This is a genomic window from Flavobacterium sp. GNP002 (genome assembly GCF_054343795.1).
The window spans coordinates 1,311,357-1,329,353 of record NZ_JBTGUW010000001.1 but is presented as its reverse complement, the minus strand read 5'-3'; the positions used below and the strand labels follow the sequence as shown (position 1 = coordinate 1,329,353).

Annotated in this window: 18 protein-coding genes and 1 pseudogene; 10 read left to right on the top strand and 9 right to left on the bottom strand. The window is 35.3% G+C overall.

The window, feature by feature from the left end:
* Position 1 precedes the first annotated feature (1 nt).
* A complete protein-coding gene (locus ACXX80_RS05950) occupies positions 2–808 on the bottom strand; it encodes a glycogen/starch synthase (RefSeq protein ID WP_458552407.1) in 807 nt (268 codons plus the stop codon).
* A gap of 108 nt (positions 809–916) precedes the next feature.
* Between ACXX80_RS05950 and panC the strand changes: the two genes are divergently transcribed.
* From panC to ACXX80_RS05910, 8 genes are all read left to right on the top strand, one after another.
* A complete protein-coding gene (gene panC, locus ACXX80_RS05945) occupies positions 917–1,765 on the top strand; it encodes a pantoate--beta-alanine ligase (protein ID WP_458552406.1) in 849 nt (282 codons plus the stop codon).
* A 14-nt stretch (positions 1,766–1,779) separates the two neighbouring features.
* Positions 1,780–2,130, top strand: coding sequence for an aspartate 1-decarboxylase (panD, locus tag ACXX80_RS05940; protein WP_458552405.1), 351 nt, complete (start codon positions 1,780–1,782; stop codon positions 2,128–2,130).
* 299 nt (positions 2,131–2,429) lie between these two features.
* Positions 2,430–3,578 carry an alpha/beta hydrolase gene (locus ACXX80_RS05935; protein WP_458552404.1) on the top strand — a complete coding sequence of 383 codons (1,149 nt, stop codon included), beginning with the start codon at positions 2,430–2,432 and terminating at the stop codon, positions 3,576–3,578.
* Positions 3,578–4,939: a DNA repair protein RadA gene (radA, locus tag ACXX80_RS05930; RefSeq protein ID WP_315205368.1), complete on the top strand. Its 1,362-nt coding sequence runs from the start codon at positions 3,578–3,580 to the stop codon at positions 4,937–4,939. The genes ACXX80_RS05935 and radA overlap by 1 nt, the downstream gene beginning before the upstream one ends.
* A gap of 19 nt (positions 4,940–4,958) precedes the next feature.
* The gene (locus ACXX80_RS05925) at positions 4,959–5,483 is read left to right on the top strand and encodes a hypothetical protein (RefSeq protein WP_458552403.1); all 525 of its coding nucleotides are present in this window, start codon (positions 4,959–4,961) and stop codon (positions 5,481–5,483) included.
* Between the two features lie 151 nt (positions 5,484–5,634).
* On the top strand, positions 5,635–6,018 hold the full coding sequence (locus ACXX80_RS05920; protein WP_458552402.1) for a hypothetical protein: 384 nt from the start codon (positions 5,635–5,637) through the stop codon (positions 6,016–6,018).
* Positions 6,019–6,059: 41 nt separating this feature from the next.
* The gene (locus ACXX80_RS05915) at positions 6,060–6,494 is read left to right on the top strand and encodes a hypothetical protein (RefSeq protein ID WP_458552401.1); all 435 of its coding nucleotides are present in this window, start codon (positions 6,060–6,062) and stop codon (positions 6,492–6,494) included.
* A gap of 199 nt (positions 6,495–6,693) precedes the next feature.
* Positions 6,694–8,661, top strand: a complete 1,968-nt coding sequence (locus ACXX80_RS05910) for a transglycosylase domain-containing protein (RefSeq protein WP_458552400.1) — start codon at positions 6,694–6,696, stop codon at positions 8,659–8,661.
* Between the two features lie 48 nt (positions 8,662–8,709).
* Here the strand turns inward: ACXX80_RS05910 and ACXX80_RS05905 are convergent, their stop codons facing one another.
* The 3 genes from ACXX80_RS05905 to ACXX80_RS05895 form a co-directional block, all read right to left on the bottom strand.
* Positions 8,710–9,747: an aldo/keto reductase gene (locus ACXX80_RS05905; protein WP_458552399.1), complete on the bottom strand. Its 1,038-nt coding sequence runs from the start codon at positions 9,745–9,747 to the stop codon at positions 8,710–8,712.
* Positions 9,748–9,993: 246 nt separating this feature from the next.
* Positions 9,994–10,935: an OmpA/MotB family protein gene (locus ACXX80_RS05900; protein WP_458552398.1), complete on the bottom strand. Its 942-nt coding sequence runs from the start codon at positions 10,933–10,935 to the stop codon at positions 9,994–9,996.
* 263 nt (positions 10,936–11,198) lie between these two features.
* Positions 11,199–11,960 carry an exodeoxyribonuclease III gene (locus ACXX80_RS05895; protein WP_458552397.1) on the bottom strand — a complete coding sequence of 254 codons (762 nt, stop codon included), beginning with the start codon at positions 11,958–11,960 and terminating at the stop codon, positions 11,199–11,201.
* A gap of 115 nt (positions 11,961–12,075) precedes the next feature.
* Here ACXX80_RS05895 and ACXX80_RS05890 point away from each other — a divergent pair, with 115 nt between their 5' ends.
* Positions 12,076–13,878, top strand: a complete 1,803-nt coding sequence (locus ACXX80_RS05890; protein ID WP_458552396.1) for a GNAT family N-acyltransferase — start codon at positions 12,076–12,078, stop codon at positions 13,876–13,878.
* 47 nt (positions 13,879–13,925) lie between these two features.
* Here the strand turns inward: ACXX80_RS05890 and ACXX80_RS05885 are convergent, their stop codons facing one another.
* The 3 genes and pseudogenes from ACXX80_RS05885 to ACXX80_RS05875 form a co-directional block, all read right to left on the bottom strand.
* Positions 13,926–14,207 (bottom strand): TM2 domain-containing protein, encoded by a 282-nt coding sequence (locus ACXX80_RS05885; RefSeq protein WP_458552395.1) that lies wholly within the window; start codon positions 14,205–14,207, stop codon positions 13,926–13,928.
* Positions 14,208–14,248: 41 nt separating this feature from the next.
* Positions 14,249–14,572 (bottom strand): VOC family protein, encoded by a 324-nt coding sequence (locus ACXX80_RS05880; RefSeq protein WP_458554081.1) that lies wholly within the window; start codon positions 14,570–14,572, stop codon positions 14,249–14,251.
* Between the two features lie 87 nt (positions 14,573–14,659).
* Positions 14,660–15,598: pseudogene (locus ACXX80_RS05875) on the bottom strand (2-hydroxyacid dehydrogenase); the annotation flags it as partial.
* Between the two features lie 145 nt (positions 15,599–15,743).
* Here ACXX80_RS05875 and nhaA point away from each other — a divergent pair.
* Positions 15,744–16,913 (top strand): Na+/H+ antiporter NhaA, encoded by a 1,170-nt coding sequence (gene nhaA, locus ACXX80_RS05870; RefSeq protein WP_458552394.1) that lies wholly within the window; start codon positions 15,744–15,746, stop codon positions 16,911–16,913.
* Positions 16,914–16,985: 72 nt separating this feature from the next.
* On the opposite strand, the gene ACXX80_RS05865 is transcribed toward nhaA, so the two are convergent.
* The gene (locus tag ACXX80_RS05865; RefSeq protein WP_458552393.1) at positions 16,986–17,402 is read right to left on the bottom strand and encodes a hypothetical protein; all 417 of its coding nucleotides are present in this window, start codon (positions 17,400–17,402) and stop codon (positions 16,986–16,988) included.
* 26 nt (positions 17,403–17,428) lie between these two features.
* Positions 17,429–17,809 (bottom strand): Dabb family protein, encoded by a 381-nt coding sequence (locus tag ACXX80_RS05860; RefSeq protein WP_458552392.1) that lies wholly within the window; start codon positions 17,807–17,809, stop codon positions 17,429–17,431.
* Between the last annotated feature and the right edge of the window lie 188 nt (positions 17,810–17,997).

The window sequence follows — 17,997 nt, the reverse complement described above, 5'->3', positions numbered from 1 at the left end:
TTTAAAGAACCTCGTTTCTATAGAAATTAGTATACGCTTCCGCGAATGCATCTTTCGGTGCGAAAGGTAAAAAAGGTTTTCCTGAAGATTCTATATATTTTGTTAAACTTGGAGACAGGTTTTCTGAAGCAATAATCACCGCGTCAGAATGCTTAATGGTAGCCTTAATGATGTTTTCATAGCCTGGAACTTCCAGATCCGAAATTGCTTCATCAGGAATACCGTCAAATTTTACCTTATTAATCATCTCTACATCTAAGGTCCCATCAAAAGACTGACCGTAAACCGAAGTAACAATCTTGGTCTCTGAAAACAATGCTTCATTTTTATAAAAATGCTTCATATAAATGGGCAACATAGCAGCCATCCATCCATGAACGTGAATAATATCTGGAACCCAATTGAGTTTTTTCACGGTTTCAACAACTCCTTTTGCAAAGAAAATAGCACGTTCGTCATTATCAGGATACATCACACCTTCCTCATCAGTAAATGTGGCCTTCCTTTTAAAATACTCATCATTATCAATAAAGTAAACTTGTATTCTTTCTTTTGGTATGGAAGCCACTTTTATAATCAACGGCATATCCAAGTCATTCACTACCAAATTCATCCCCGAAAGTCTAATTACTTCGTGCAATTGATGTCTTCTCTCGTTAATATTTCCATACCTTGGCATAAAAATTCTTATCTGTCCGCCTTGATCATTAATCATTTTAGGCACGTCGTAAGACATTAAAGAGACCTCATTTTCAGCGAGATAAGGCACCACTTCAGATGATACATATAATATCCTCTTATCTTTCATATTGTAATTTACTTAATTTATTGGCAATAAAAACCATGCAAAATTACAAAATTTTATGCAGTTATTAACTAAAATAGTAAGTTTGCATTTAATTTTAATAATACTGCCATGCATATTTTCTACGGAAAAGCATCTTTAATCGACTATTTGAAATCTATAAAAACCGTCCATTCCACTATTGGATTTGTTCCTACGATGGGCGCTTTACATCAAGGTCATTTGGCATTAATGCAAAAATCGCAACTGGAAAATGAAAATACTGTTGTGAGTATTTTTGTAAATCCAACACAATTTAACAACCCGGAAGATTTAGCGAAATACCCAAGAACATTAGACGAAGACGTAAAAAAACTTACTGCTTTAAATCCAAATATAATTCTATACGCCCCATCTGTTGAAGACATTTATGATGGAAAACCCCTTTCTCAATCTTTCGATTTTGATGGGCTTGAAAATCAAATGGAAGGCAAATTCAGACCCGGGCATTTTAATGGCGTAGGCACGATTGTAAAACGTCTTTTTGAAATAGTGGAACCAACAAATGCGTATTTTGGTGAAAAAGATTTTCAACAATTACAAATTGTCAAAAAAATGGTAGCCAAAAACCACTTAAAAGTGAACGTGATTGGCTGTCCTATTTACAGAGAATCCAATAATCTTGCCATGAGCTCCAGAAACGAACGCTTGTCAACAGAGGAAAGAGACCAGGCTGCTATTATTTATCAAACACTAACCGCGGTAAAAGAAAAATTTGCAACAAATAGTACTACAAGTATTTCAGAATGGGTTCAAAAATCATTCAACAAAAACAAGCGCTTCACATTAGAATATTTTGTAATTGCTGATGAGGCAACACTTTTACCTTGTACCCGAAAAAATAAAAATAAAAAATACCGCGCCTTTATTGCGGTACTTGTCAATAATATTCGATTGATTGACACCATTTCATTAAATTAATTTACTTTTGTAGCATGCAAATTCAAGTCGTAAAATCAAAAATACACCGAGTAAAAGTAACCGGCGCCGATTTAAATTATATCGGTAGCATTACAATAGACGAAGCTTTACTGGAAGCCTCCAATATCATTGAAGGCGAAAAAGTTTCCATTGTAAACATCAACAATGGAGAACGTTTTGAAACTTACGCCATCAAAGGCGAGAAAAATTCAGGAACCATTACACTCAACGGTCCTGCAGCAAGAAAAGTTCAAAAAGATGACATCATCATTATCATATCCTACGCAACCCTAGAATTTGAAGAAGCTAAAACTTTCAAGCCGTGGATTATTTTCCCTAATGAAAATGATAATTCTTTGACTTAATTCTTCAAAGAATAAATAGGTACTGACTTACTTTTTAAAAAAAATAAACCCCTTATTTAAAACTCAAAGTAAAAGTATTTAATTTCACAAAACGCTGAATATCTAATTTTACAACTCAAAATCAGATATTCAGTTATTTTTGTTTAGAGCATTTTTCAACTCACTAAATCCTATTTATTTTTCTAAAAAACAAGTGCATTTCTAGCGCTTTAACTTTTCTTGTTTTTTAAATAAAAGTAAATAAAGTATTATATTGCTGTCTTATTTAGAAGTACTTTAATTTCTAAACGCTCCAAACCATGAAACAACTGCTACTATTCTTATTCTTCTCTATCACAGTATTTTCACAAAAAACCACCATACCATTCGATTCAAATGCACTGGGCGAAACCCGAGAAATCACGATTGGCTTACCGCCTTCTTTCGAAAAAAATCCAAATAAAAAATATCCAATTCTCGTTTTATTGGATGGAGACTACCTTTTTGATCCTTTTTACGGCGCTTTAAATTACGGTGCCTATTGGGATGACTTACCAGAAATGATTGTCGTTGGCATAAGCCAAAACAAAAATAACGAACGCATTGACGACAGCACTTATGACGAGGCAGATGGAGTTCCTTCGGGAAAAGGCGCAAAATTCTTCGAGTTTATTGGCGCCGAGTTGCTTCCTTATATCGAGAAAAAATATCCCGTTGCACCATTCCGAATTATTGCAGGGCACGACACTACTGCGGGATTTCTAAACTTTTTTCTGTACAAAGACAATCCTATATTCAATGGATATATTTCATTGAGTCCGGAACTGGCTCCTGAAATGGAAAATCGCATTCCAGAAAAACTTTCAAATTTAAAACTACCTGTTTTTTACTATCAATCCAATGGAGATGGCGACATAAAAAAAATTCAAGAGTCTATAAAAAAACTAGACGAAAACATAAAACAGGTTACTAATCCCGCATTGAATTACAAGTTCGATAATTTTAAGGGTGCGTCACATTATTCACTCGTGCTGTATTCGATTCCAAATGCCTTATATCATTTTTTTGATGCCTATAAACCCATTTCATCTACTGAATACAGCGAGAAAATTGCTGTGCTTCAATCCGGTTATGTGGATTATTTGACCAATAAATATGCTGTTTTATCTAAAAGTTTAGGTTTAAAAATACCTATTCGTGTCAACGATTTCAAAGCCATTGAAGCGGCAATTCTAAAAAATAAAGCCTATCCTGAATTGGATAAATTAGCTGAGATTGCCAATAAAAATTATCCAAAATCAATGCTTGCTGATTATGAATTAGGTTTGATGTATGAAAAAATGGGCGATCTAAAAAAAGCGGCGAAACGCTATCAAAGTGCTTCTCAATTAGAGGAAATTGGCGATCTTACAAAAAATATGATGATGGAAAAATACGATGATATGATAAGTCAAACACCAAAAAAATAATGTCTAAAGTAAAAACAACTTTTTTTTGCCAAAACTGTGGCGCACAATATGCAAAATGGCAGGGACAATGCAATTCTTGTAAAGAATGGAATACCATTGCGGAAGAAATCATTCAAAAACAAGAAAAAACAGCTTGGAAAAGCGAAACTACTTCCAGCAGTAAAGCACCAAAACCTTTACGAATAGACGAAATTGATTCGGCACAAGAAATCCGAATGGATACGACTGACGCGGAGCTTAATCGCGTATTAGGTGGTGGAATAGTTCCTGGCTCCTTGATTCTTTTGGGAGGTGAACCCGGCATTGGAAAAAGTACGCTTTTACTTCAAATATCCCTAAAGTTACCTTATAAAACCTTATATGTTTCAGGAGAAGAAAGTCAGAAACAAATAAAAATGCGTGCCGAAAGAATCACGCCAAGCGGCGACAATTGCTACATTCTTACCGAAACCAAAACCCAAAATATCTTCAAGCAAATTGAAGCCATCGAACCGGAAATCGTGATTATCGATTCCATTCAAACCTTGCATACGGATTATATTGAATCTACTCCCGGCAGTATTTCTCAAATTAGAGAAACCACCGCCGAACTAATTAAATTTGCCAAAGAAACCAATATTCCCGTGATTCTGATTGGTCATATCACTAAAGACGGAAATATTGCAGGACCAAAAATCCTGGAACACATGGTCGATACGGTTTTACAATTTGAAGGCGACAGAAATCACGTATACCGCATTTTGCGTTCTTTAAAAAACCGTTTTGGATCCACGGCCGAAATTGGTATTTATGAAATGCTGGGTAATGGTTTGCGAGAAGTTTCGAATCCTTCGGAAATATTGATTTCACACAAAGATGAGGAATTATCCGGAACCGCAATTGCTTCCACATTAGAAGGCATGCGCCCTTTGATGATTGAAATCCAAGCCTTGGTAAGCACCGCAGTTTACGGAACACCGCAACGCAGCACCACGGGTTATAATGCCAAAAGACTCAATATGATTCTGGCCGTTTTAGAGAAAAGAGCCGGTTTCAGGCTTGGCGCCAAAGACGTTTTCCTAAACATTACGGGAGGAATATCAGTAGATGATCCTGCGATAGATTTAGCTGTTGTTGCCGCCATTTTATCTTCAAATGAAGATATTGCAGTCAATAAAGATTTTTGCTTTGCAGGCGAAGTGGGACTTTCAGGCGAAATACGTCCTGTAAACCGCGTGGACCAGCGCATTCAGGAAGCGGAGAAATTAGGTTTTTCGACCATTTTTGTATCCAAATACAATAAAATTGCGTTGAAAAATACTGGAATCAAAATCAGATTGGTAGCCAAAATTGAAGATGTGGCGAGTGAATTGTTTGGATGATTTTAAAACAAAATAAAAAATGAAATCCTTTCCAGAACACTTACAAATCGTAAATACCTTTCATGAACTTGGTGAAACCATTACTGCTGCCCAGTTTTTAATTGAAGAATACGGTTTAGAAAACCCCAATTTCAAAGGTTTCGAATTAAGAGAAAAAGCCAAGCCAGAGTTTATCCTAATGACTACCGAAGGCGCTCTTGGCGAACCTCAAATCATCCGAATTCCCGAAAACACATTTGAATATCCGCTGGCATTAATGCTCAATCTTCTGGCGCATGAAATGATTCACGTGAGTCAAAAAACGAAAGAAAACTTGATTGAAGATAAAAATGAAAGAGAATGGCAAGCCTATTACGAAATGCTTTTTCACGGAAAATTCCCTCAAATTCCGGAGCTTTCTGATTTTCACAAACGTTTCTTTGCAAAAAAAGCATTGGAATACTACAATAGGATGGGCGAAGGTTCTGAACTTCAATTAAAATACGCCAATCAAAAACTGGAAACAGACAATTTGTTGTCTTTTCTGGAGGCAAAAATAAAATAATTCTCCTTCTGTTTCTTCGATTTACTTTCCAGGAATTGATGTTAAATATTTCCTATTTTAAATAGCAAATCAAGAAGAAAACTTATTATTTTTCGTAACTTTATGTTTAACAATATCTTACGAAAATAAAATGAAACCCTCTCACCAAACTATGACTCATTTATACGAACACTTAGGCAAAGTGTTCTATTCTATTGCGGCCATAGACAAAACCATTCGTACAGAAGAAATCGACAAACTGAAACAAATCATAAAAACTGAATGGCTGCCTCTGGAAAATAGTTTAAATGAATTTGGGGATGACACTGCTTATGAAATCGAAATTGTTTTTGACTGGCTTGTTGCCAATGACTGGGAATTGGAACAAGTGATTCCCGACTTTAAAATTTTCAGAGAAGAACATCAACACTTGTTCACTCCAGAAATTAATGCCCTAATTCTAAAAACTGCTAACGCCATAGCTTCTTCATTTTCAGGAAAAAATAAATCAGAACACGTTTTAATAAGTCAACTAAGCGCGATTCTATTGCAATAAAACAGTAAAAAACAATCTACTTTAACTTAATAAGCAAAGACATGAAAAGACAAACTGGCATTTGGATAGATTCTTCAAAAGCAATAATTGTTGCTCTTGATGGTGATACAGAAAAAATTACCGAAATAGATTCTGAGGTTGAAAACAGTGTACATCATAATGACGAAGGCAATAAAGGAACTTTCTCAGGAGCTCATCATGGCAATAGCGACAAAAAATTTGACGATCGAAAAGAACAACAACTTGATTATTTTATAAAATCAGTTCTTTCCTATGTGAAAAAATCAGATGAACTTATTGTTTTTGGTCCGGCACAAACCAAAACTAAACTGGAACAAAAATTAATGAAGGATCATTTAATTGAACCCGGAAAACTAAAAGCTGTAGAAACAGCAGATAAAATGAGTTTAAATCAAATTGTAGAAAAAGTAAGACAGTTCTATAATCCGTTTGAGTATAAAGAACCAAAGTCATAAAGTTAATTTAACGGCGATACAATAATTTAGAAACTACAACGCTTTATGGTTGTAGTTTTTTATTTAAAAAATCATTTTCCACAATCAAAAATGCTAAAGAAAATTATAAAAATCTTTCCTTTAGTATTATTTTCCTTTTCTTTATGGCCGAGATTCCAAGCGCGTTGTATTTTATATTTTATTACCTATTAAACTGTTTATGAAAACCGGAAAACAAAAATTAATTCTAGCAGCCAAAATACTTTTTGTATTATTTGTCACTTTAATTATTGCTTTTTATATATTTCGTGATGCCGTTTTACAACAAACAATAGCAAAGGTCTCACACGAGATGGAAGTGGATTACAACAGTACTTTTTCAATAAAAAAAGCGTCTTTTGACGGATTATCAGGATTGAATCTTACCGAAATAATTCTGGTTCCAAAAAATAGAGATACTCTTTTTAAAATTCAAAAACTAAAAACTAGTGTCAATTTATGGCATCTCCTAACAGGCGATGTCCAACTTGGAACTCTAGAAGTCCAAAACGGTTTTGTACAGTTAGTGAAAAAAGGAAAAGTGAGCAATTTTGATGCTTTTCTAAAAAAAGACAATCAAACAGAAATACGCGATGAGAAAAGAGATTACGCCCAGTTTGCCTACAGAATAATCTCAAAAGCACTGAATTTAGTCCCAACGGATATGATTTTGGACAATCTTTCTTTTCGACTCAATGATAACGGGAAAAAAGCAACAATCAACTTCCAAAAACTTCGATTGGTCAACAAACAACTCGAAACTTCGATAAAAGTTCAAACCAATACCATTTCACAACGATGGAAAATCAAAGGATTTGCCGATCCAAGAAATAAAAAAGCAGATATTCGTTTCGTAAATATTGACACCGGTGCAATCCAAATGCCATATTTAGATGAGCGTTTCAATCTGAAATCAAGCTTTGATTCTATCCGATTGAGCGTTCAAAACATCGATAGAGAAGGTGACGAATTGCATATTGATGGTTTTATAGCTATTGCCAATTTAAAACTAAACCATCCAAAAATTGCCAGTAAAGATGTAATCCTCAAGAATGCCAAATTTGATTACCGATTCTTATTAGGTTCTGATTTTATTTCTATCGACAGCAGCTCAACTGTTCAATTGAATAAAATTAAATTTCACCCTTACTTGGCGTACGAAACCGAAAAAGATACGATTTACAAAGTCAAGGTCAATATTCCAAAAATGAAAGCACAGGATTTTATCACTTCGCTTCCTGATGGTTTATTTACTCATTTTCAGGGAATGGAAGCTACAGGTAATTTTGATTACAAACTGGATTTTGCTTTTAACCAAAACAAACCCAATCAGCTGGTTTTTGACAGTAAATTGAAGAAAGAAAATCTAAAAATTACAAAATACGGCGAAGCCAATCTCAACAAACTTAATGGCGAATTTGTATATCGTGCACTTATCAAAAATGTATTGCAGCGACCGGTTTTAGTTGGTTCAGCCAATCCAAATTACACGCCTTTAGACCAAATTTCACCGTATTTAAGAAAGTCGGTTTTGACTACTGAAGATCCTTCTTTCTTTTCGCATCGTGGGTTCATCAGCGAAGCATTCAAACAATCCATCGTAAAAAACATCAGAACCAAAAAGTTTTCCCGCGGCGCCAGTACCATCAGCATGCAACTAGTGAAAAATGCTTTTCTGAGTCGGGAGAAAACCGTATCCCGTAAACTAGAAGAAATATTATTGGTTTACATTCTGGAAAATAACCGGATTGTAAGCAAGGAACGCATGCTCGAAGTGTATTTTAACATTATCGAATGGGGTCCAAATGTATATGGAATTGGTGAAGCAAGTCAGTTTTATTTCCAAAAAACACCTTCAGAATTATCACTAAACGAATGCTTGTATCTCGCCCGAATTATCCCAAGTCCTAAAAAATTCATGTATCAGTTCAACGATCAGGGTATGTTGAAAGATTTTGCGATTAAACAAGAATCGTTCTTAACCAATATTATGTTTCGAAGAGGACTTTTGACTCCTGAAGACACGATTTACAAGTCGCTACCCATACTGATTTCAGGACCTGCAAAATCTTTTATCAAATTCAAAGTAAAAGATTCAACGCAAATAAAAGTGGATTCCTTAGCCGTTGAAGTGGAATTTGATCTTTAATTAAAAACAACCCAGTCAGAGTTTAGAAATCTGACTGGGTTTCTTACTTTACGGTGCCGGATCTGGAATCAGGGCTTGTACTTCATCAATCGCTTTTAGAATTTCATCCGAAAGTGTAACCTGAATCGTATCAATATTTTCTTTTAATTGTTCCAATGTTGTTGCGCCAATAATTGTGCTGGTTACAAACGGCTGTTGCTCTATAAATGCCAAAGACAATTCCGTTAAAGTCAGTCCGTTTTTCTTGGCGATTTCCTGATACAATCGAGTCGCTTCGGTACTTTGTGAGCTGTTGTATCTGGAATACTGCGGAAACAATTTGATTCTGGCATTTGGATGCGCTTCACCAGTTAGGAATTTTCCTGACAAAACCCCAAAAGCCATCGGCGAATACGCCAATAAACCTACATTTTCTCTTAGGCAAACTTCAGCAGAACCGTTTTCAAACAGTCTGTTTAATAACGAATATGGATTTTGAATCGTTTTAACTCTTGGCAGATTGTTGTATTTACTTTCCTCCAGAAAACGCATGATTCCCCAAGGATTTTCATTTGAAAGTCCGATATGTTTGATTTTTCCTTCTTTGACAAAACCATCCAATGTTTCCAACACATTGTGAATGTTATCTTCCCAAGCATCATCCTGAACTTTGAAACCACGTTGTCCAAAATAATTAGTTTTGCGTTCCGGCCAATGCAATTGGTACACATCAATATAATCTGTTTGTAAGCGCTGTAAACTATTATCCAATGCAAACTTGATACTGGCTGGTGAGAAATCTAACTTCTCTCTCATGTAACCAAAATTTGGATTGGGTCCGGCAATTTTAGAAGCCAAAACTATTTCTTCCCTTTTTCCAGTTTTTTTGAACCAGGTTCCAAGGATTTTCTCAGTGCTTCCGTAGGTTTCCTGACGCGCTGGAACCGAATACATTTCGGCAGTGTCAAAAAAATTGACGCCGTTTTCTAAAGCATAATCCATTTGAGCATCTCCATCAGCTTCCGTATTTTGTTCTCCAAAAGTCATCGTTCCAAGGCAAATCTTGCTGACTTTTATATCAGTATTGGGTAAAGTAGTGTATTTCATAATTAAGAAAATTGTATTTTATTTTCGAAAACAAAGATAAAATTAGTTTGTTGTTTAGATTTACAGTTAACAGAAAATTGAGAAACGTTTATTAAAGCCTAAACGGGGTATTTTAAAAAACAAAACCGCCAATACTCCAATTAAAAACCTTTCATCAAAAGGTGAAATTAGCAAATTCGTCGTAAAAGAAAAAGGCTCAAAGTAAAAAACTCTGAGCCTTTGCCTATTTAAAACTTTGCTTCTTTTTTAATTTATCTCATTCAACATTTCGGCAATTTCGTCTAATCTTGGCGTTAGAATGATTTCGATTCTACGGTTTTTAGCTTTTCCTTCGGCTGTTGCATTGCTTCCTAATGGAGAGAATTCTCCTCTTCCTGCCGCAGTAAGATTTTGCTTGTTGATTTTTTTGTTTTCGCTCAAAATAGCTACAATTGCTGTGGCTCTTTTGGTTGATAGATCCCAATTGTCAGCAATTGGTCCAGAAGCTGTAAACGCATCATCATCTGTATGACCTTCAATAAGTACGGAAATATCTGGGTTATCGCCCAAAACTTTTGCCAATTCTACAACTGCTTTTTTTCCTTCGGAACCTACAGCCCAACTTCCGGAATTAAAAAGTAGTTTGTTCTCCATAGAAACATATACTTTTCCGTTTTTTTGTTCTACTGTCAACCCTTTTCCTTCAAAACTGTTCAAGGCTTTAGATAAGGTTTCTTTTAGTTTTTTCATGCTGGCTTCTTTGGCAGCAATCAAATCTTCCAATTCTTGCAAACGTTGTGCGCTTTTGCTCAATCGCTCTTGTTCTAATGCTAGTGCTTTCCCTTTCTCGTCTAATTGCTCCAGCAAATCACGGTTTTTCTTCATGTTGCTTTGCAAAGCATCACCGCTATTTTTTTCTAAAGCGGCGTAAGAATCCTGCAAGACTTTGAATTTATTTTGAGCTGCGGCGTAATCTGCTTTCAATTTATCCAGTTCGGCTTTGGATTTACTCAAATCAGTTTTTAAACCGTCGCGGTCTAATTCTAATTGGTTTTTAGCTTTCAGCAAATCAGCATTTTCATCAGCTAAACTTCGGTTTTCTTTTTTGGAATCGGCATATTTACTTTCTAAGTCGTTGTATATTTTTTTAGATACACAAGAAGTTGAAAGCGCCAATACTAATAATCCGATGGAAACTCTTTTAATCATTTTGATGGTATTTATGTTGTTTCTAATGTTGTTTCTAATGTTGTTTTGAACCCAAAAAATCAAATAGTATTCGAATGCCCTAGCCCCGATTACTTCACTTAATTTCTATTTTCAGCGGAGTTCAGTGAACTTCGTTTGAAACGAAAATCCTTGTTGTCTTTTTCTTTAAAAAACAACAAGATTACTTCACTAAGTTAATATTCTATTTTGGTGTTCAGTGAATTTCATTTGCAGTGAAAAGCGGGAAACAGCTCCTAAAAACGTTATTCTATTTCCACTAAAATTGGGCAATGATCTGAATGCACGGCATCTGATAAAATAACGGCTCTTTTTAATTTATGTTTTAAAGAATCGGCAACTAAATTATAATCGATACGCCACCCTTTGTTGTTTCCTCTAGCTCCGGCACGGTAACTCCACCACGAATATTGGTGCGGCTCACTGTTGAAATGGCGGAAACTATCGACAAATCCGGACTTCATAAATCCATCGAGCCAAGTTCTTTCCTGTGGTAAAAAACCAGAAACATTTTTGTTTCGGATAGGGTCATGAATGTCGATTGCTTCGTGGCAAATGTTGTAATCCCCGCAAATAATTAGGTTTGGCGTTTCTTTTTTAAGTTCGTTGATGTAGTTCTGAAAATCATCCATAAACGTGAATTTATGATCCAATCGATCGATATTTGTCCCCGATGGCAAGTACAAACTCATCACTGAAAAGTCATCAAAATCAGCACGAAGGTTTCTTCCTTCGAAATCCATGTGATGAATTCCGGTTCCGTGAACGACATTATTGGGTTTGATTTTCGATAGAATGGCTACACCACTATATCCTTTTTTGGTCGCTGAATAATAATATTGGTATGGATATCCAGCTTTTGTGATATCTTCGACTGGGATTTGGTCTTCAGTTGCCTTAATTTCCTGAAGACAAATAATATCTGGATTTGCGTGCTGCAACCAGTCAATAAATCCTTTTGAAATGGCCGCTCTGATTCCGTTTACGTTGTATGAAATAATTCTCATTAAAGTATTTTTTGATTTCCAAATGTAACAAAAAAGTAGAAGTTTGATTCAGAAAAACAGAGAAAATGGAGTTTTTTGCTATCTTTGTTTCTTGCTCTAAAAAAACAAAAAATACATGGGTTTAGTAACCGCGAAAGAAGTTGCAAAAGCAATAAATGCAGACAAGTACGGAATTCTGGGAACTTTTTCTGGCTGGATGCTAATGAAAGTACTAAAAATCTCTACCTTAAACAAAGTATACGACAGAAATAAACATTTAAAAGACGTTGCCTTTTTAAATGGGATATTAGATGATTTACAAATAAAATTCGAAATTCCGGAAGAGGATTTAAAACGTTTACCAAAAGAAGGCGCTTACATCACCATTTCAAATCATCCGCTGGGAGGAATTGATGGTGTTTTATTGTTGAAATTAATGCTCGAAAGAGAACCAAATTTCAAAATTATCGCCAATTTTCTTTTGCATCGTATTGCCCCTCTCAAGAAATACATTATGCCGGTAAATCCTTTTGAAAATCATAAGGATGCCAAATCAAGCGTGGTGGGAATAAAAGAAACCCTGCGTCATTTGAGTGACGGAAAACCTTTAGGGATGTTTCCTGCTGGAGAAGTTTCTACGTATAAAGACGGGAAATTAATGGTGGATAAACCTTGGGAAGAAGGTGCTATTAAAGTAATCAGAAAAGCCCAAGTCCCTGTTGTTCCTATTTATTTTCATGCAAAAAACAGTCGATTATTTTATTTGCTCTCTAAAATAAGCGGGACTTTTAGAACAGCAAAACTACCTTCGGAAGTGTTTAGCCAGAAACGACGCGTGATTAAAGTGCGCATTGGAAAACCAATTTCAGTTAGCGAACAAAACGAGCACAATACTTTAGAGGATTACTCTGAGTTTCTTAGGAAAAAAACGTACATGTTGGCCAATCCTTTCGAGAAAGAAATTCCTTTTTTGCCAACGCCTACTTTAAAAATTCCTAAAAGCCCAAAAACAATTGTCACTGCTGCCAGTCAAGACAAAATGACTAAAGAAGTAGATGCATTGAGAAGTACGGATTGTCGCCTTTTACAAAGTAAAAATTACGAAGTGTTTCTCGCAGATGCAAAAAAGATTCCAAATATCCTTCATGAAATAGGACGCCTCAGAGAAATAACTTTTAGAGAAGTGGGCGAAGGAACAAATGAATCAATTGATTTAGACAAGCACGATCAATATTACCATCACCTATTTTTATGGGATAATGAAGCGAATAAAATTGCCGGTGCGTACCGAATGGGATTAGGTTCAGAAATTTATCCAAAATACGGTATAAATGGTTTTTACCTCAACGACTTGTTCCGTTTTGAACCTGAATTATATGATATGATGCACAAATCCATAGAAATGGGTCGTGCTTTTATCATCAAAGAATACCAACAGAAACCAATGCCGCTTTTCCTGCTTTGGAAAGGGATTATGCACACAACATTGCGTTATCCGGAACATAAATTTTTACTGGGTGGCGTGAGTATCAGCAATCAATTTTCAGATTTTTCGAAATCACTGATGATTGAATTCATGAAGTCCAATTATTATGATCCGTATATTGCGCAGTACATTCACCCGAAGAAAGCGTATAAAGTAAAACTAAAAGATGCCGATAAGGATTTCATTTTCGATGAAGCCGAATCTGATTTGAATAAGTTTGATAAAATTATTGACGAATTGGAACCAGGAAGTTTGCGTTTACCCGTTTTGATTAAAAAATACATCAAACAAAACGCAAAAGTAGTAGCCTTTAATGTAGATCCATTGTTTAATAATGCTGTAGATGGATTAATGTATATCAGAATTGCAGACATTCCGGAAAGCACCATGAAACCCGTAATGGAAGAGTTTCAGGCTGAACTGGAACGAAAATTAAACGACAAAGAAGATTAATTTCAGATTATATAAAAAATCCCGATTCAATCGGGATTTTTTATATTTTAGAACCAAGCTTTTTTACCAACTTGATACGTTTGATAAAACTCTTCGTCAGATTTTGTTAAATATATTATACCTTCAATAAGTCCCAATACACTTGTTACTACTCCACATGTAAAAAGGCTAATTACCAACCATATTATCCCTTCTGTTGTATAACCCAACAGGAATTTATGAATCCCTAGAGGACCTAAAAGAATAGCAAGTAATCCTGCTGCAATTTTTTTATTATCTGGTTGAATAGGCCTCGGATTGTTCCATTCTTCGTGTTTTAAATTTTCCATTGGTTAATTGTTATTGGTTTGTCTTTAAGTTACTAAAAAAATTATTGAAATGCGGTATCGATTGGTTCCCAAAGTTCTATCTTATTTCCTTCGCTATCCAGAATCCAGCCAAATTTTCCATACTCATAAGTCTCCATATCACCCACAATTGTTACACCTTCATCCGATAATTTTTGTAATAATTTTTCTAAATCATCCACTCTGAAGTTTTGCATGAACTGTTTTTCGCTTGGCGCAAAATAAGTGGTGTCCTCCGCAAATGGCGACCATTGGGTAGAACAGTCATTTCCTTCTTTATCTTTCCACCAAAAAGTAGAACCATAATCATCGGTTTTTAAACCCAAGTGTTTTCCGTACCAAGCCACCAATTTTTTAGGGGTTTTTGATTTAAAAAAGAAACCACCAATTCCCGTAACGCGTTGTTCCAGCGCTTCAACTTTGGCTTGACCAAAATACTTTGCTTTTATTTTATCGACAATGACTTGGGCCAATCGCTCATGACTTTCGAATGTCCAACCAGCAATATGCGGTGTCAAAATCACATTCTTTGCTGTCAACAAGTATTGAAAAGCTTCCGGTGTGTGTTTATCCTTAAACAGCGTTTCAAAAGACAACTTCTCGTATTCCAAAACATCCAAACCAGCGCCGAGAATTTTACCGGATTGCATAGCAGCTACCAAATCTGCAGTGACAATATTCTTGCCCCGAGAGGTGTTTATAATCCAAAAGGGTTTGGTAAATCCATTGATAAAATCACTGTCAACCATTTTATCAGTATCCGGAGTCCACGGAATATGCAAACTCACTACATCTGCTTTTTGTTGAAATTCTGCTAATGAAACCTGTTTCGCATTGGCGTCACCCACATTTTCCTGAATATCATAACAAAGGACTTCCACATCAAAGCCACGCAATTTTTTAGCAAATGATTTCCCCATGTTTCCGTAACCGATAATCCCAACTGTCTTTCCATCCAACTCATGACCGCGGTTGCTTTCACGATTCCAGAGTCCCGCTCGTATCTCGCTATCAGCTTCGTTCAATTTATTAAAAAGGGATAAAATCATTCCCAATGTATGTTCGGCCACTGCATTTCTATTTCCTTCCGGAGCAGCAATAAGAGTAATGTTTTTGGACTCCGCATAGTCACAATCGATACTTTCTAATCCGGCTCCAACACGCGCAATAAATTGCAAATTAGTGGCTTTGTCCAAGAAAGTCTTGTCTATTTTAAACCTACTACGAATCACAATTCCTTGGTAATCCTGAATTTTGACTTCGATCTCTTCTTTAGAAGAAGAAAAATCACTGTGATTAATAAATTCGGACTGTTGCAATTGATCCCAAAGTAAGGAATGATTGCTATCGATATGAAGGATTTTGATATCCATAATTGTTCGGTTTTTGATCCTTCAAATTAACAAAAAAATTACGGTTTATTGATTTATCGGAGAAAATTAAGTCGTAAAATCGTAAATTAGCGATTAATAAATTTTTATTATAAATCGGATGATTATAATAAATGAAAACTAAAAAATGAAATTAACGAAAACATTCAAAGCTTTTTTTGAAAGTGAAAAAGCAGGTGGTCTTTTATTGCTTTTTGTAACAATACTCTCTCTTTTATTAGCCAATTCTTCTATTCAAACCGAGTATATCGCTTTTTGGGAAACCAATATCGGTAGTCATTCAATAACGCACTGGATCAATGATGGTTTAATGGCTATTTTCTTTCTTTTGATTGGGTTAGAATTAGAACGCGAAATCTATCAAGGGGAATTATCTAGTATTAAAAATGCGGCTTTACCTATTTTTGGAGCATTAGGCGGTATGGTTGTCCCTGCGGGAATCTTTTTACTGTTGAATTTTGGAACTATAACACAAAACGGAGCCGGAATCCCTATGGCGACCGATATTGCTTTTGCTATTGGTATCTTATCACTTTTAGGAAATCGCGTTCCTACATCTTTGAAAATATTCCTGACTGCGCTTGCCGTAATCGATGATTTAGGCGCCATCATGGTAATTGCCATATTTTATACAGACACAATTGCTTATCTGAATTTGTTTATTGCTTTTGCCATTATGGGAGGCTTATTTATTTTAAATCGAAGAAAAGTACACAGCCTTATTCCTTACTTAATTGGTGGAGCGGCAATGTGGTATTTCATGCTAAATTCAGGTGTGCATGCGACGATAACCGGAGTATTATTGGCCTTTGTAATTCCCTTTGGGAATGGAGGCAAAAAAACATCTTCGTACCGATTACAGCATTTTTTACACAAACCGGTAGCGTTTTTCATCCTTCCGTTATTTGCCATAGCCAATACGTGCATCGCTATAAATTCAGATTGGCATAAAGGATTGAATCACCCCAACACAATTGGAATTATGTTAGGTCTTGTAGTAGGAAAGCCATTAGGAATTTGGTTGTTTTCATTCCTTGCCGTGAGTTTAGGGATTTGTACGCTGCCAAGAGATTTAAAATGGAGCACTATTCTAGGCGCTGGAATGCTGGGTGGAATAGGGTTTACAATGTCTATTTTTATAACATTACTTGCCTTTAAAAACGACGGAGAAGAAGTCATTACTTATTCAAAAATTGCGATTCTGGTTGCTTCTTTTATTGCGGGAACTATTGGTTTCTTATGGTTAAAATTTAATTTGAAACCCGCTAAAGCAAAAAAACAGTCCAAGAAAGTTTAGCTACAATCTATTTTATAAAAAAGCTTCGTTCAAGAGATTAAACGAAGCTTTTTTTATGTTCAGTAACTGTTTTTATTTTGAATAACTTATAGCAAAACTATTTTTAAAATTCCTTTTTTTAATGAATAAATAAGGCATAAATGGAATAATCATCACAGGAGAAAATTTTTGAAGTACAGCAAATTGAATAACCAAACCTGTTACCACCATTCCGGTTAGTATTCCGAATCCAAGATTGTACGTAAGACTGGGATTTATGGTCAGTACTTTCGTTTCTCCCGCTTTAAGTAGTATTTCTTCTGTTTGAAAAGAAATTCCATTTCCAATTTGAACACAATGTTTTCCGGGTAAAACAATATATTCTTTACGGTTGTTGCTGTAGTTCATCTCACAATCCATTTCATTACCTATGCGCAACACATAACAATTGGATTTATTATAAACTCCACTACTCTTAGACATTCTGACTACAATTTTGCTCTGGTTCATGTTTACTTTTTTAAATCGGTTATTGTTTACTTATTTGTCCAATAATCAACTACGGTGACTTTATCTGGTGGCGGACTCAAAACAGAGACAAAAGCTTTATGATCCGGATGAATCAAATACGCATCTCTATCCGCTTCACTGTTGAATGTTAGAGTAAAACAATGCGTCAAACCATTATTCAAGTTTTCAGGACTGTTGTTAATTCCCCATTCATACGCTTTTATCAATTTGATTTTATGTTCTAAATTTCCAAAAGCAGTTACCACTTTGTCAATTGCTACGGTATCTGTTCCGGGTTTCCATCCAAACATTACCACATGCCTTAGCACTTGTTTTTGTTTATTTTGTTGGGCGTTTACAGTGTAACTTAAAATTAAAACGAGCGTTAATAGGAGTAGTTTTTTCATGATAGTTTTTTTCAAATATAAGATTTATTTTATAAAATGATTCCTGATGTAGCATATTGTGCGCGTAACTAACACCTTGAATTCATAAATAAAACTTTTCATTACTTTATATTTTAAATTCTGTGTGTCAAACACTTAACAATGTGTCAATGTTACAAATTTTAAAAAAAATTGTGTAAAAGTTATAT

What these genes read in the sequence shown, in the direction of transcription:
- ACXX80_RS05950 (WP_458552407.1), bottom strand. Translation starts at nt 808, where the DNA reads ATGAAAGATAAGAGGATATTATATGTATCATCTGAAGTGGTGCCTTAT.
- panC (WP_458552406.1), top strand. Translation starts at nt 917, where the DNA reads ATGCATATTTTCTACGGAAAAGCATCTTTAATCGACTATTTGAAATCT.
- panD (WP_458552405.1), top strand. Translation starts at nt 1,780, where the DNA reads ATGCAAATTCAAGTCGTAAAATCAAAAATACACCGAGTAAAAGTAACC.
- ACXX80_RS05935 (WP_458552404.1), top strand. Translation starts at nt 2,430, where the DNA reads ATGAAACAACTGCTACTATTCTTATTCTTCTCTATCACAGTATTTTCA.
- radA (WP_315205368.1), top strand. Translation starts at nt 3,578, where the DNA reads ATGTCTAAAGTAAAAACAACTTTTTTTTGCCAAAACTGTGGCGCACAA.
- ACXX80_RS05925 (WP_458552403.1), top strand. Translation starts at nt 4,959, where the DNA reads ATGAAATCCTTTCCAGAACACTTACAAATCGTAAATACCTTTCATGAA.
- ACXX80_RS05920 (WP_458552402.1), top strand. Translation starts at nt 5,635, where the DNA reads ATGACTCATTTATACGAACACTTAGGCAAAGTGTTCTATTCTATTGCG.
- ACXX80_RS05915 (WP_458552401.1), top strand. Translation starts at nt 6,060, where the DNA reads ATGAAAAGACAAACTGGCATTTGGATAGATTCTTCAAAAGCAATAATT.
- ACXX80_RS05910 (WP_458552400.1), top strand. Translation starts at nt 6,694, where the DNA reads ATGAAAACCGGAAAACAAAAATTAATTCTAGCAGCCAAAATACTTTTT.
- ACXX80_RS05905 (WP_458552399.1), bottom strand. Translation starts at nt 9,747, where the DNA reads ATGAAATACACTACTTTACCCAATACTGATATAAAAGTCAGCAAGATT.
- ACXX80_RS05900 (WP_458552398.1), bottom strand. Translation starts at nt 10,935, where the DNA reads ATGATTAAAAGAGTTTCCATCGGATTATTAGTATTGGCGCTTTCAACT.
- ACXX80_RS05895 (WP_458552397.1), bottom strand. Translation starts at nt 11,960, where the DNA reads ATGAGAATTATTTCATACAACGTAAACGGAATCAGAGCGGCCATTTCA.
- ACXX80_RS05890 (WP_458552396.1), top strand. Translation starts at nt 12,076, where the DNA reads ATGGGTTTAGTAACCGCGAAAGAAGTTGCAAAAGCAATAAATGCAGAC.
- ACXX80_RS05885 (WP_458552395.1), bottom strand. Translation starts at nt 14,207, where the DNA reads ATGGAAAATTTAAAACACGAAGAATGGAACAATCCGAGGCCTATTCAA.
- nhaA (WP_458552394.1), top strand. Translation starts at nt 15,744, where the DNA reads ATGAAATTAACGAAAACATTCAAAGCTTTTTTTGAAAGTGAAAAAGCA.
- ACXX80_RS05865 (WP_458552393.1), bottom strand. Translation starts at nt 17,402, where the DNA reads ATGAACCAGAGCAAAATTGTAGTCAGAATGTCTAAGAGTAGTGGAGTT.
- ACXX80_RS05860 (WP_458552392.1), bottom strand. Translation starts at nt 17,809, where the DNA reads ATGAAAAAACTACTCCTATTAACGCTCGTTTTAATTTTAAGTTACACT.